Origin of the sequence: Tautonia plasticadhaerens (genome assembly GCF_007752535.1) — a bacterium.
Classification (GTDB): domain Bacteria; phylum Planctomycetota; class Planctomycetia; order Isosphaerales; family Isosphaeraceae; genus Tautonia; species Tautonia plasticadhaerens.
Genome location: NZ_CP036426.1, coordinates 6,345,543 through 6,358,573 on the forward strand (window position 1 = coordinate 6,345,543; position 13,031 = coordinate 6,358,573).

11 protein-coding genes are annotated in these 13,031 nt (G+C 71.5%); 5 read left to right on the plus strand and 6 right to left on the minus strand.

What is annotated here, in order from left to right; genetic code table 11:
- Nucleotides 1–37: 37 nt before the first annotated feature.
- Both ElP_RS25375 and ElP_RS25380 read right to left on the minus strand, forming a co-directional pair.
- Nucleotides 38–769 carry a UDP-2,3-diacylglucosamine diphosphatase gene (locus ElP_RS25375; RefSeq protein ID WP_145274797.1) on the minus strand — a complete coding sequence of 244 codons (732 nt, stop codon included), beginning with the start codon at nucleotides 767–769 and terminating at the stop codon, nucleotides 38–40.
- Between the two features lie 34 nt (nucleotides 770–803).
- Nucleotides 804–1,679, minus strand: a complete 876-nt coding sequence (locus tag ElP_RS25380) for an MBL fold metallo-hydrolase (protein ID WP_197446360.1) — start codon at nucleotides 1,677–1,679, stop codon at nucleotides 804–806.
- 169 nt (nucleotides 1,680–1,848) lie between these two features.
- Between ElP_RS25380 and upp the strand changes: the two genes are divergently transcribed.
- Complete coding sequence (gene upp / locus ElP_RS25385) at nucleotides 1,849–2,475, plus strand: uracil phosphoribosyltransferase (protein ID WP_145274803.1); 627 nt, start codon at nucleotides 1,849–1,851, stop codon at nucleotides 2,473–2,475.
- A 23-nt stretch (nucleotides 2,476–2,498) separates the two neighbouring features.
- Here upp and ElP_RS25390 read toward each other — a convergent pair whose 3' ends face one another.
- Complete coding sequence (locus tag ElP_RS25390) at nucleotides 2,499–3,293, minus strand: choice-of-anchor Y domain-containing protein (protein ID WP_145274806.1); 795 nt, start codon at nucleotides 3,291–3,293, stop codon at nucleotides 2,499–2,501.
- 226 nt (nucleotides 3,294–3,519) lie between these two features.
- Here ElP_RS25390 and ElP_RS25395 point away from each other — a divergent pair, with 226 nt between their 5' ends.
- The 4 genes from ElP_RS25395 (at nucleotide 3,520) to ElP_RS25410 (ending at nucleotide 8,238) form a co-directional block, all read left to right on the plus strand.
- Entirely contained in the window at nucleotides 3,520–4,830 is a 1,311-nt protein-coding gene (locus ElP_RS25395; RefSeq protein ID WP_145274808.1) for a thymidine phosphorylase, read from the plus strand.
- A gap of 720 nt (nucleotides 4,831–5,550) precedes the next feature.
- Nucleotides 5,551–6,951, plus strand: coding sequence for a NupC/NupG family nucleoside CNT transporter (locus ElP_RS25400; protein WP_145274811.1), 1,401 nt, complete (start codon nucleotides 5,551–5,553; stop codon nucleotides 6,949–6,951).
- Between the two features lie 8 nt (nucleotides 6,952–6,959).
- A complete protein-coding gene (locus tag ElP_RS25405) occupies nucleotides 6,960–7,811 on the plus strand; it encodes a purine-nucleoside phosphorylase (protein WP_145274814.1) in 852 nt (283 codons plus the stop codon).
- 25 nt (nucleotides 7,812–7,836) lie between these two features.
- Nucleotides 7,837–8,238 (plus strand): hypothetical protein, encoded by a 402-nt coding sequence (locus tag ElP_RS25410; RefSeq protein WP_145274817.1) that lies wholly within the window; start codon nucleotides 7,837–7,839, stop codon nucleotides 8,236–8,238.
- Between the two features lie 91 nt (nucleotides 8,239–8,329).
- Here the strand turns inward: ElP_RS25410 and ElP_RS25415 are convergent, their stop codons facing one another.
- The 3 genes from ElP_RS25415 to ElP_RS25425 all read right to left on the minus strand — a co-directional run bounded on the left by ElP_RS25415 (nucleotide 8,330) and on the right by ElP_RS25425 (nucleotide 12,970).
- Nucleotides 8,330–9,700, minus strand: a complete 1,371-nt coding sequence (locus ElP_RS25415; protein WP_145274820.1) for a (Fe-S)-binding protein — start codon at nucleotides 9,698–9,700, stop codon at nucleotides 8,330–8,332.
- An 88-nt stretch (nucleotides 9,701–9,788) separates the two neighbouring features.
- Entirely contained in the window at nucleotides 9,789–11,039 is a 1,251-nt protein-coding gene (locus ElP_RS25420) for an FAD-binding oxidoreductase (RefSeq protein WP_145274823.1), read from the minus strand.
- A 62-nt stretch (nucleotides 11,040–11,101) separates the two neighbouring features.
- On the minus strand, nucleotides 11,102–12,970 hold the full coding sequence (locus ElP_RS25425) for a PAS domain-containing sensor histidine kinase (RefSeq protein WP_197446361.1): 1,869 nt from the start codon (nucleotides 12,968–12,970) through the stop codon (nucleotides 11,102–11,104).
- Between the last annotated feature and the right edge of the window lie 61 nt (nucleotides 12,971–13,031).

Consider the following 13,031-nt stretch of genomic DNA (forward strand, 5'->3'; position numbering starts at 1 on the left):
GGGAGGAGCGGCGTCGGCCCGGCCGGGCCGCGCCATTCTACGCCGATGGCACCGACATCGTCGAAGCCAGGGGCCGATCGGCGACGAAACTCACCCCACGTTCATCAACTCGAACATAGCTCGTCCCGCCGATCCAATCTCCCAGGACGATCATCCGGCCGTCGCCGACCGGCTCGTCGAACACGTCATGGACGTGGCCGAGGAGCACCAAGTTCGCCCGACCGGACTCGATGACCTTACGGGCATGGTCCCGGTAGGTGACGAGGTGCCTCCGGTGCGTCTCGGCCAGCGATCGGTGATTCGACAGGATCAGCCGGTCGGCCAGCGACCGGGCCAGCGGCCCGGGCATCGCCCCGAAGCCGAGCAGGAAGGGCCTCCCCTCCATCGCCGCCTTCCACGGCTTCCTCGCCCCGAGCCGGTGGCCGTGCATCGCCGAGAGGCGGACGCCGTGGCTCGACGCCTCCAGCGGCTCCTCGACCATCTCCGCCCCCAGCACCCTGCAGTACAACGGCCCGAGCCAGGCGTCGTGGTTCCCCGTCAGGATCGCCAGCCGGCCCCCCCGCCCCCGGAATTCGGCCAGTGCCCGCAATCCCCGGCAACGCATCGGGTCCTGCCCCCGCTCCCTGCTGGCGAACCAGAAGTCGCAGAGGTCCCCCACGATCGTCAGCGCGTCGTCCGGCTCCAGCGACTCGACGAAGGAGGCGAAGCGCCCGGATCGTTCCCGGTCTTCGAGCTTCAGGTGGATGTCGCTGGCGAAGTAGTCGGCCACGGTCTCGGTTCGGTCCCGGTGGTGGAAGGGGCGGTCACGATTCCCAGGGGAAGCCGACCGGCACCGCCGCCCTCGGCCTCCGGGCGGGGCGGACCAGGAGCGGGTCGAGCGGCACCGCCTGGCTCGCCGCGAGCACGGTCGCCCGGCGGTCCGAGCGCATCAGGGCGTCCCGGGCGACCTCGACCGCCAGGGCCGGCCGGTTGCAGTCATCGCTCAGGTGCAGCAGGACGACGTGACGGAGCGTCCCCGGGGCCGATCGGTCGAGGACCGCCGAGAGCAGCCCCGCCCCCTGGGCGTTGGACAGGTGCCCCCGGTCGCCGAGGTTCCTCCAGATCAGGGCCGGGGACCGCCCCGAGCACCGCTGCATCTGCTCGTCGTGGTTGAACTCGACCCCGAGCAGGTCGACGTCGGCCAGCGCGTCGGCCACGCGGTCGCACCAGCACCCGGTGTCGGTCAAATAGCCGATCCTCGACGGCCGGCCCTTGCGGCCCTCCCGCCCTTCGAGGCGGAAGCCGAAGGTCGGGCCGCTGTGCGTCAGCTCGAACGGCTCGGCCCAGAGCCCCGGGGCGACCAGGAAGGGCCGGTCGTCGAACGTCCGGATCAGCCCGGCCCCGGCCAACTCCCGGAAGCCGGGCCGATGCCCGGCCTCGTCGAGATGCCCGGGGTGGCAGTGCAGCGGGATGCCGTGGCGGGCCATCCAGCGCAGGGTCAGGTCGTTCGCGTGGTCGCCGTGGGTGTGGGTGAGGATGACCGCCCGCAGCGACCCGCACTCGGCCCCGACCGCTTCCAGCCGTCGGGACAGCGATCGGGGTCCCAGGCCCGAGTCGATCAGGATGCCCGCCCCGTCCACGCGGACCAGCGACGCATTCCCCTTCGAGCCGCTGGCCAGGACGGTGAACCCCAGCGCCATGGACGACCTCCGCATCCTCCCTGACGCCGCGTCCCTCGCGGCGCGGCGGGCCCGCCGGGATCCCGAGTCGCCCGTTGCCTTCGGGTCCCCCACATTGTAACAGTGGTGCCGAACCTGTCCACCCGGCCAGGCGGACGGACCGGATCGATCGAGGGAAGGGGGACGCGTCGTGTCGCTGGTCTTCGAGTCCAATCACCCGCTGGTCAAGCAGAAGGTCGCCGCCTTGCGGGCGGCCGACACCCCGCCCCCGGCCTTCCGGCAGCTCGTCCGCACCCTGGCCCTGCTACTCGGCGCCGAGGCGACGGTCGACCTGCCGATCCGCCCGACGACCGTCCGGACCCCGCTGGGAGACGCCCCCGGCCTCGAACTCGACGGCCCGGTGGCGATCGTCCCCATCCTCCGGGCCGGGCTCGGCATGGCCGACGGCCTGCTCGACCTCATCCCCGAGGCCCAGGTCTGGCACATCGGCCTGTTCCGGGACGAGGCCACGCTGAAGCCGACGGAGTATTACAACAAGCTCCCCGCCCATTGCCGGGCCCGCGTCGCGATGGTCGTCGACCCGATGCTCGCCACCGGCGGTTCGGCCGTCCGGGCCTGCGAGATCCTCCGGGACTCCGGCATCCGCTCGATCAAGTTCCTCTGCCTGATCGCCGCCCCCGAGGGGATCGCCCGGCTCTCCGAGGCCATGCCCGACGTGCCGATCCACGCCGGGGCCGTCGACGACCGGCTCACCGACATCGGCTTCATCTACCCCGGCCTCGGCGACGCCGGCGACCGCCAGTTCGCCACCGGCTGAGCCCCCCCCAGCCCTCCACCGGATCAGGGACTGGCCCGTCGGGCGCCCCTCCTCGAGGCCGATCGGGCGATCAGCAGCCCCGCCGAGATCGCCATCGAACACAACGCCAGGCTCCCCGGCTCGGGGACGACCGCCAGGCGGATCGTCCCCAGGGTCACGTCGGCCGCCGCGCTCGTCGTGTTGTCGCCGAAGAACAGGAAGCTCCCCAGCGTGTACGGGGGGAAACCGGCCCCGGAGTAGTCCCGGAGCGATCCCGAGAGGATCTCCGTCCCGGACGCCGACAGCGCGTAGGAGTCCCCGAAGACCCGGAGGGCATACGACGCCATCCCCGCCGTCGCGTCGAACGCGACCCCTTCGCCCCGGGTGAACCCGGTCTCCTGCGCCCAAATCTCCCCCTCCCAGAAGCCCAGTTCGATCCCCAGTCCGTCCCCGGCCAGCGCGATCAGGCTGAAGCCGGCCCGGTCCGATCGGGTGTGCGATTCCGAGGTCACCAGGAGGTCGAACCCGACCTCGAACCCGGTCGAGCGATCGAGCGCCGGGAAGTCCGGATTCCTGGGGGCCGAGGTGATCGGGTTGACGTTGGAGTACCCGCCGGCGGCGGCCATGTTGCTCACCAGCCGGGTCCCCTCGCCGGGGACCGCCTCCTGGCTGATGCTCGTCCCGGGCAGGAAGGAATTGTCCGCATAGAGCAGCCAGGGCTGGTCCCCCGGCCGGTCCCCCGTCGAGGCGTCGTACAGCACGATCGACCCCCGGGACTCGGCCCGGCCGACGAACCCGAGGAGCACGCAGAGGACGAGCGGGATGAGGCCGGGGCGCATGTCGGGGTGATCCTTGGGGGCAGGGCGTCAATCGTTCGGATGGCCGGGGTTGTCGGCTCGGATCGGTTCGGACGGCATGGTACCCGAACCGGCCAGGGGCCCGCGACCGCCTCTCCCCCCGATCCCCCGGGCCGACCGCAGGGATGTTGCCAACGGGCATCGCCGCGCGAGATCGTGTCAGTGTCACCCCCGATCGACCGCCGTCCGCCCCCGGAGCCGACGACCCATGACCCCCCGCGCCGTCGACCTCATCCGCCGCAAGCGACAGGGCGGCACCCTGGAACCGACCGAGATCCGGTGGCTGGTCGACGGCCTCTGCTCCGGCTCCGTCCCCGACTACCAGTGGGCCGCCCTGCTCATGGCCGTGATGTGGCGGGGGATGGACGCCGAGGAGACCGAGGCGCTGACCCATGCCATGATGCACTCCGGCACGATCGTCGACCTGTCGATGATCCCCGGCCGGAAGGTGGACAAGCACAGCACCGGGGGCGTCGGCGACAAGACCTCGCTCGTCCTCGCCCCGATCGTCGCCTCCTGCGGCCTCCCCGTGCCCATGGTCTCCGGCCGGGGGCTCGGCCACACCGGGGGGACGCTCGACAAGCTGGAGTCGATCCCCGGCTTCGACATCCACCTCGACCTCGACGGCTACAAGCGTGTCCTGGCCGACTGCGGGCTCGTCCTCATCGGCCAGACCCCCGAGATCGCCCCGGCCGACAAGCGGATCTACGCCTTGCGCGACGCGACCGCCACCGTCGAGTCCATCCCGCTGCTCACCTCCTCGATCCTCTCCAAGAAGCTCGCCGAGGGGATCGACGGCCTCGTGCTCGACGTGAAAACCGGCGACGGCGCCTTCATGGAGTCGCTCGACGACTCCCGGGCCCTAGCCGAGTCGCTCTGCCGCATCGGTCGGGGGCTGGGAAAGGAGGTCGTCGCCCTGATCACCCGGATGGACCAGCCGCTCGGCAAGGCCGTCGGCAACGCCGTCGAGGTGGCCGAATGCGTCCGGGTCCTCCGGGGCGAGGGCCCCGAGGACCTCCGGGACCTCTCCATCGCCCTCGCCGCCGAGATGCTCGTGCTCGGCGGCGTGGCCGAATCGCTCGAAGACGGGACCGAGCTGTGCTTCCGATCGATCACCACGGGCGCCGCCCTCGACCACTTCCGGCGCGTCGTCGAGGCCCAGGGGGGAGACCCCCGGGCGGTCGACGACCTGACCCGGCTCCCCGTGCCGACCGTCCTCCGGGACGTGCCCTCCCCGAGCGCGGGGGTCGTCACCTCCTGCTGGGCCCGGCCGATCGGCCACGCGGCCATGCTCCTCGGCGCCGGGAGGGCCCGGGCCGAGGACGCCATCGACCCCGCCGTCGGCATCCTCCTGCACAAGAAGCTCGGCGACCGGGTCGCCGAGGGGGAGCCCCTGTGCACCGTCCTCGCCAACGCCGAAGGCCCCGTGCTGGACCGGGCGCTCGCCGAGGTCGCCGCCGCGTTCGAGGTCGGCGACGGCCCCGTGACGGTTCCCGACCTGATCGTTGAGCGCCTCTGAGCCCTCGCCGACCCGGGAATCCCAGGCCCCCTCCGACTCCGGCCGGGCTCGGCATCCCCCCCGGCCTCGCGGCCCCCCTCGGAATCGATCCCCGCCCCGATCGGCGTCCCGGTCCGCATCACCGAAATTCCGGGTGACTGCCGAGCCCCGATTCCCCGATGTTATCGTCGTCGTCCTCCCGATCCTCCCCCGCTCGCAACGGCATCACGGAATCACCCAAGCGATGAATTTGCGCCCGCCGAACCTCGCCCCCGGCTCGTTCCCCTTGACGAAGCCGGTCCCGCCGGCATCCGCCCGATCCGATGCGGCCTGGTGCGCGGAACGAAGCCAATCGCCCGGCGGAGCGAACCCAAATCCGAATCCAGAATCCCCATCCCCATCACAACTTACGACGAAATCCCCCGGCCGCACCTGCGCGCACCGGTCCCGTGTCGCCCGGCGCACCGCCCCCCGTTCGCCCCTCGACCCGAGGCCAGAGACGGGCCCAGTCGCCGTTCGCCCCAGCCTCCCGACATTCGCCCTAAAAGGGCCGACCCGGGAGACCGCGGTTCGAACGAAACGAAGCCAATCGCGCGACGGAGCGAACCCATTTGATTTTCCCGAGACCATTATCCGATTGATAGTTACGCCGAAATGACCCCCGGGGCAGCAAGCGCACCGACCGCGTCCCGTCCCCGGATCGCCACGTCCATCCCGAATCCACCAGGGAGCCGACCGCCCATGGTCCGATCGCTGCGATTGCTTCCCCTGATCGTCGCGCTGCTTTCGGGCGGCGCCACGGCCCAGGAGGCCGGGGCCGGGGGGACGCAGGACCCGAACCCGTCTGGAATCTCGGTCGACGCCGACGGGGAGGTGGCGGGGCCCGGCATCGGGTGGGGCAAGGCCCAGGGGGTTCTCGGGATCCTGGTCTTCCTGGGGATCGCGGCGGCATGCTCGGAGAATCGCCGGGCGATCTCGGCCCGGACGGTCCTCCCCGGGCTCGGGCTCCAGGTCGCGCTGGGGCTGCTGCTGATCCTGGTCCCGGCCGGGCGGCGGGCGATGCAGGCGGCCTCGGCGTTCGTGGTCCTGATCCTGGACTGCGCGGTCACCGGGGCGGAATTCGTGTTCGGCCCGCAGCTGGTCGACCCGGGGGGCCCGGCGGGGTTCGTCTTCGCGTTCAGGGTCCTGCCGACGGTCATCTTCGTGGCGGCCCTCTTCGCGGTGCTCTACCAGGTCGGCGTCATGCAGGTGGTCGTCCGGGGATTCGCCCGGGTGATGGCCCGGCTGCTCGGCTCCAGCGGGGCCGAGTCGCTGAACGTTGCGGCCTCCCTGTTTTTGGGTCAGACCGAGGCCCCGCTGACGATCCGGCCCTTCCTGGCGGGGCTGACGCGGTCGGAACTGATGGTGGTGATGGTCTCGGGCATGGCGTTGGTGTCCGGGGGTGTCCTCGGGGCCTACATCGAGGCCGGGGCCGAGCCCGGGGCATTGTTGACGGCGATCCTGATGAATGCCCCGGCCTCGATCGTCCTGGCCAAGATCGTCGTGCCCGAGACCGACCGGCCCGAGACGCTCGGCCGGGTCGATGCCGACGCCTCCCCGAAGGACGCCAACGTCATCGATGCCGCCGCGAGGGGGACCCGGGAGGGCCTGCAACTGGCCCTGAATATCGCCGCGATCCTGATAACCTTCATCGCCCTGATCACCCTGGTCGACGCCGGGCTGCTCGCCCTCGGGGACGCCCTGGCCGATTGGTCGGGCGGGCGGTTGCCGACGGAGGGCCTGTCGCTGGGGGCGATCCTCGGCGTCCTGCTCGCCCCGGCGGCCTGGCTGATCGGCGTCCCCTGGTCGGATTGCGTGGAGGTCGGCGGCCTGCTCGGATCCCGGCTGGTCCTGAACGAGCTGGTGGCCTATGGGCAGCTCGGCGAGGCGGCCTCGCAATTGCTGCCGAGATCGGGGACAATCGCCACCTTCGCCCTCTGCGGGTTCGCCAACCTCAGCTCGATCGGCATCCAGGTCGGCGGGATCGGCGCCCTGGTCCCGGAACGGAGGCCGGACCTCTCCCGGCTGGGCCTTCGGGCCCTGCTCGCGGCGACGCTCGCCAACTTCCTGACCGCCAGCATCACGGGGATCCTGCTCTCGTGAGGACGTCGATGCTCTATTCAAAGGCCTCGGCGGCCGCCGAGGCCGTCGCCCGCCGGGCCCCGGGCCACATCGACGTCGGGGCCGTGCTCGGCTCCGGCCTGGGGGGGCTGGCCGACCGGCTGGCCGACCCGGTGGTGATCCCGTACGAGGAGATCCCCCACTTCCCCGCGCCGACGGTCCCCGGCCATGCCGGCCGCCTGCGGATCGGCTCGATCGGCGGGTCGAGGGTCGCCATGTTCCAGGGCCGCTTCCACCACTACGAGGGGCACGACCTGGACGCCGTGACCTTCCCCATCCGCGTCCTGCAGCGGCTCGGCGTCCCCCGGCTGGTCCTCACGGCGGCGACCGGGGGAATCCGCGACGACCTCGGCCCCGGCTCGATCGTCTGCCTCTCCGACCACCTGAACCTCCTGGGCCGGTCTCCGCTCCGGGGGGCGAATGACGACCGCCTCGGGCCCCGGTTCCCGGACCTGACCGAGGTCTATGCGTCCCGGCTCCGGTCGATCGCCGTCGAGGAAGCCGCACGACTCGGCCTGCCCCTCCCGGAGGGCGTCTACGCCTGCCTCCCCGGGCCGACCTACGAGACCCCGGCGGAGATCCGGATGCTCCGCACGCTGGGGGCCGACGTCGTCGGCATGTCCACCGTCCCCGAGGCGATCGTCGCCCGACACGGCGGCCAGGAGGTGCTCGGCTTGGTGGTCGTCTCCAACTGGGCGGCCGGGATCAGCCCGGTCCCCCTCTCCCACGCCGAGGTCCTGGAGGCCAGCCACGCCGTCGGGGGCCGGCTCGCCGACCTCGTCGAGGCGGTCCTGCTCCGGCTCGCCTCCGACTCCCCACCACCCCGAACCGAAGCCCCCTGACCCGGCCGCCCCCAGGAGGAGACCGATGCCCCCCCTTCGCCGACTCGCCCCCCTGCTCGCCCCGCCGTTGTTCTGCCTTGCCGGGTGCGGGAACCCGGCCGTCCCGGGCGACGAGCCCGTCCCCGATCCCCCCCAGTATGGCGCCGAGGCCGAGTCCGACGCCGTCCCGGTCGCGGAGCCCGGACCCGACGACCCCGCACACGCCGACCCCGACCGGCCCCCCCTTGAGGAGGATGTCACCGACGGCGCCGGAGAGACCGTCGACATCGAAGACGAGCCCGACGCCTTCATCCTCAACCCGCCCAGTGACCTGGACGACCGGCCTCCCGCGGGGGAGTCGGCGTCTTCGGCCGGGGCACCGACCGACGAGGAACCGGCCCCGTCCGAACCCCCAACCGTCGACGAAGCCGGCGTCGAGCGACCATGACTCCTCCACCGCCGGGCCCGCCGTCGCCCGGGAAACCGAGCGGTGCGTGCCCCGGAGGTTGGGGGGCGGCCTCGGTCGGGGGCCTCCCGGCTCATCGCCCCTCGTAGGCCCGGTCGAGCAGGTCGATCGGGTGCTCCACCTCGATCCCGCTGCCGAATTCCTTCGCCTTGCGGGCGATCTGGAGGATGCAACCGACGTTGCCGGTGACGACCGCCTCGGCCCCGGTGGCGAGGATGTGATCCATCTTGCGTCGGCCGAGTCGCTCCGACATCTCCGGCTCGGTCAGGTTGTACGTCCCGGCGGCCCCGCAGCAGATCTCCGTCTCCTCCAGCGGCACCAGCTCCAGCCCCGGGATCATCTCGAGCAATTGCCTCGGCTGGGCGCGGACCTTCTGGGCATGGGCGAGGTGGCAGGCGTCGTGATAAGTCACTTTGCGGTACGGGACCGGGTGCTCCGGGGCGATCGGCCCGAGCTGCACCAGGTACTCGGAGACGTCCTTGACCTTGGCCGCGAACTTCGAGGCCCGCTCCCGATCGGCCTCCGGCAGCAGGTGACCGTAGTCCTTGAGCATCGCCCCGCAGCCGGCCGCATTGACGATGATCGCGTCGACCGAGTCCAGGTCGAAGGCGTCGAGGTTGGCCCGGGCCAGGTCGAAGGCCGGCCCCTCGATCCCCGAGTGGTAGTGGATCGCCCCGCAGCACGCCTGGGCCCGGGGCACGACGACCTCGCAGCCGTTCCTCCGCAGGACCCGGGCCGTCGCGGCGTTCGTGTCCGGGAACATCGCGTCGGCGACGCAGCCCAGGAACAACGCCACCTTCGCCCGCTTCGGGCCGATCGGCGGCAGGACCTCGGGCAGCCTCGATCCGCCCCCGGAGAGCTTCGGCAGCATCGCCTGCAACCGTCGGAGCGTCGGCGGCAGCAGCTTCGTCAGGCCGATCCGCTCGGCGGCATCCAGCAGTCCGACCTTCTGCATCAGCCGGGCCGGGACCAGCGCCAGCCGGACCCGGTCGCCGTAGGGGAACAGGTGCCGGAGGATCAGGGCCTGGAGCCAGCTCCGCTTGCCCGGCGGGGCCGACTGCTGCAACGCCACCTTGAACGGCTCGATGAGCTGCCCGTACTTCACGCCCGAGGGGCAGGCCGTCTCGCAGGCCCGGCAGTCGAGGCAGAGGTCCAGGTGGCGCCGGACCTCGTCGCTGGCCGAGAGGCGGCCATCGACGATTCCCCGCATCAGGTAGATCCGGCCCCGGGGGCCGTCATTCTCATTGCCGGTCTCGACGTAAGTGGGGCAGCTCGCGGTGCAGAGGCCGCAGTGGACGCATTCCTGGAAGCGTCGGTAGTCGATCTTCTCGGCCAGCCAGTCCAGGTCGACGCCGGCCTCGGTCGGCCGGGGGGCCTTGGAGGCCGCCGTCGGGTCGGCGCCGGGGGCGGATTCCGGCCGTTGGGAGGAGACGGCGGTGGTCATGGATCGGCTCGCAATCGATCGGAGGGGGTCGGGCGTCGGATCCGGCGTGGGGGGCGGGGCGCCGGGCATCGTCGCGGGGCCCATTGTATCAGAGGAAGCGGCCCGGATTCATCGCCCCGGCGGGGTCGAGGGCCCGCTTGATCCTCCGGGCCAGCTCCCAGTCCCCCCTCGGGGCGCCCCAGACGCCGAGGCCGGCCTTGCGGTCCGTCGGGCATCTCGGCAAGGTCAGGTTCCCCTCGGCGGCGATCGCCCGCTCCCGGAGCCTCCCCACGTCGGCGACCAGGTCATCCTCGGGCGCGTCGGGCCTTGACAGCCCCCAGGCGATCCCGTTCCCGGCGTGGCACTGCACCGCCCAGTACTCCGGATCGATGGCGTGGACGAATGCCGGGAGTGCCGAGGGGACCAGGGTCGCCTTGAATGTAAACGTCGTCCCGGTCGCCGGATGCCCGACCAGCGCGGCCCAGAGGCGATCCGCCCCCTCGGCCCGCACCGCGACCCGGCCCGAATCTCCCACCAGTTCTCCCCCCAGGGCGTCCACCTGCCAGGAGACGACCTCGGCCGAACCCTCCAGCCCGATGGCCAGCACCGCACCGCCGGCCGGGAGGTCCAGGCCCGCCTCCCTCGCGATCGCCGCCGCCGCCGGCCGGTTGAGCAGCTCGACGGCCACGGGACGCGACCTCGAGGCGTTCAGGGCCCCGAGCACCGACTCGACCTTGGCCGCCCACGTCCAGCTCGACCAGACGATCGCCGAGGTCTCCGGCCGGGGTCGGGTCTTGAGGGTCAGCTCGGCGATCACCCCGAGGCTGCCCATCGACCCGGTCAGGAGCTTCGGGAAGTCGTACCCGGCGACGTTCTTCACGACCCGTCCCCCGCCCCGGATCAGCTCCCCGGTCGATGAGGCGAAGGCGATGCCGAGGATCTGGTCCCGGGGCCTCCCCAGTCCGAACCGCCTCGGGCCGCTCGAATCGGTGGCGAAGACGCCGCCGATCGTGGCCCGTTCGGGGTGGGGGGCCTCCAGCGTGAGGCGTTGCCCCTCGGCGGCGAGGGCCTGACGGAGCCGGTCGAGGGTGACGCCCGACTCGACGGTGATCGTCATGTCGGCGGCCGGGTAGTCGACCACCCGGTCCAGGCCGGTGGTGTCCAGGATCGTGCCGGGCCGGTCGGGGACGCCGCCGCATTCGATCGCCGTCCTGCCCCCCTGGGGGTAGATCGCCGAGCCCTCGGCGGTCAGCCGGCCGAGGGCCTCGGCAAGGGAGTCTCGGCTGTCGGGCCGCTCGACGGCCGAGGCGTACCGGTGGTCACCGAGGGGCAGGTCGTTGGGGGCGTCGGGCCAGTTCATCTCGCGCTCGTCGGGGATCGGGGGGAAATCGAGATCGGTGGAGAGCGGGGCGGCGGGGCGACTCAGACGACTTCCTGGACGGCCCGATGGGGAGATCGGGCCGGGGGCCTCAGGGGGAGGCGGACGATGAAGCAGGACCCCTCGCCGGGGAGGGAGTCGACCTCGATCGTCCCGCCGTGGTCTAGGACGATGCCGTAGCTGATCGACAGGCCCAGACCCGTGCCGATGCCGACCGGCTTGGTGGTGAAGAAGGGGTCGAAGATCCGGTCCCTGATCTTGGCGTCGATGCCGCAGCCGTCGTCCCGCACCTCGACGCAGACGCCCTCCTCCCCCGGGCAGCTCCTGGATCGGATGAGCACCCGCCCGTTGGTCTCGCAGGCGTCGATGCCGTTGACGATCAGGTTCATCAGCACCTGGTTGATCTTGGCCGCGTGGCAGGACACCGGGGGCAGCGTACCCAGCTCGCAGACGACCTCGACTTGCCGCTTCTTGGCATAGCCGAGGATGATGTTCACCGAGGATTCGATCCCGGAATTCAGGTCGACCTCGGCGAGGTCCCCTTCGTCGAGCCGGGCGAAGACGCGGAGATCCTTGACGATGTCGTGGATGCGACGCAGGCCATCCCGGGTGCGATCGAGCAGCCCTCGGAGGTTCTCCAGCGTGTAGTCGATGTCAATCTCGTCGCAGTAGTTCCGGACCTCCTCGGCCAGGTCCGGTTCGCTCTCGGCGAGGGAGGCGTCGCCCCGTCGGTAGAGGCGGATGAGGTTGTGCAGCTCGACCAGGTCGCGTTGGAGCACCGCGACGTTGTTGCCCACGAAGGCCAGCGGATTGTTGATCTCGTGGGCCACCCCGGCGACGAGCTGGCCCAGCCCGGCGAGCTTGGCGGACTCGACCATCCGGCTTTGCGCCTGCTCACGTTCCTCCAGCGCCCTGCGTTCGGACTTGGCCATGTCCTGGAGCAACTGGTTCTGGGCGCGGAGCAGTTCCTCGGCCATCTTGCGGTCGTGGATGTCGCTGATCGATCCGGCCATACGGACGGGCTGGCCGCTCTCGTCCCAGACCGCCTGCCCCCGGGCGAGGAACCAGTGGAACTGCCCGGCCTTGTCCCGGAGCCGGTACTCCACCACGTACGGCTCCTGGTCGTGCAGGTGGCGCTGGCCGACGGCCTCCACCCGAGGCCGGTCCTCGGGGTGCAGGTGGTCCATGAACGTCTCGATCCGCCCCGGGAACTCGTCCTCCCCGTAGCCGAGAAGCTCCTTGAACCGGGGGGAGTAGTACGTGTCGTTGGTCCGGACGTTCCAGTCCCAGAGGCCGTCGTTGGTGCCCCGGACGGCCAGGGCGAACCGCTCCTCGCTGGCGGCCAAGGCCTCCAGGGTGCGGTACTGCTCGGTCACGTCCCAGAAGATGCACTGGAGCCCCACCACCCTGCCCGTCGGGTCGCGGAGGGGAGACTTCGTCACCTGGACGCGGCGGACCTCGCCGTCGTGATTGACGTGGGCCTCGACGTCCTCCAGCGCCTCGCCAGACTGCATGACCCGGAGGTCGTCCCGGCGGTATTTCTCGGCCAACGACTCCGGATAGAAGTCGTAATCGGTCCGGCCGAGGATCTCCTCAAGCGGCCGCTCCAGCGAGGTGCAGAATCGGCGATTGGCGAAGGTGAACCGCCCCTGGGCGTCCTTGCGGAAGATGTTCTGGGGCAGGTTCTCGACGAGCGAATGGTAAAAGGCCTCGGAGGCGAGCCAGGCGTCCTCCGCCTTGCCACGGCGGAGCGATTGGTTCCTCAGCTCTTCGTTGAGGCGATCGGTCCGGACCCAGAGCGCCCGGATCACCAGTAACGCCCCCCCCAGCAAGGCCAGCATCAGGACGACGCTCGCCAACGCCAGCGGGTTGTCGATCGGCAGGCCCACCTGGGCCGCCGGGATGATCAGCATGGGGATCGACGACCGAGGCGCAGCCGACCGCCCGGCCGGGGACCGGAGCTCCGGCGGCGGT

Excerpts from the sequence above, each read along its gene's own strand:
- ElP_RS25380 (WP_197446360.1), bottom strand. The coding sequence starts at position 1,679 with ATGGCGCTGGGGTTCACCGTCCTGGCCAGCGGCTCGAAGGGGAATGCG.
- ElP_RS25390 (WP_145274806.1), bottom strand. The coding sequence starts at position 3,293 with ATGCGCCCCGGCCTCATCCCGCTCGTCCTCTGCGTGCTCCTCGGGTTC.
- ElP_RS25395 (WP_145274808.1), top strand. The coding sequence starts at position 3,520 with ATGACCCCCCGCGCCGTCGACCTCATCCGCCGCAAGCGACAGGGCGGC.
- ElP_RS25400 (WP_145274811.1), top strand. The coding sequence starts at position 5,551 with ATGGTCCGATCGCTGCGATTGCTTCCCCTGATCGTCGCGCTGCTTTCG.
- ElP_RS25405 (WP_145274814.1), top strand. The coding sequence starts at position 6,960 with ATGCTCTATTCAAAGGCCTCGGCGGCCGCCGAGGCCGTCGCCCGCCGG.
- ElP_RS25410 (WP_145274817.1), top strand. The coding sequence starts at position 7,837 with ATGCCCCCCCTTCGCCGACTCGCCCCCCTGCTCGCCCCGCCGTTGTTC.
- ElP_RS25415 (WP_145274820.1), bottom strand. The coding sequence starts at position 9,700 with ATGACCACCGCCGTCTCCTCCCAACGGCCGGAATCCGCCCCCGGCGCC.
- ElP_RS25420 (WP_145274823.1), bottom strand. The coding sequence starts at position 11,039 with ATGAACTGGCCCGACGCCCCCAACGACCTGCCCCTCGGTGACCACCGG.
- ElP_RS25425 (WP_197446361.1), bottom strand. The coding sequence starts at position 12,970 with ATGCTGATCATCCCGGCGGCCCAGGTGGGCCTGCCGATCGACAACCCG.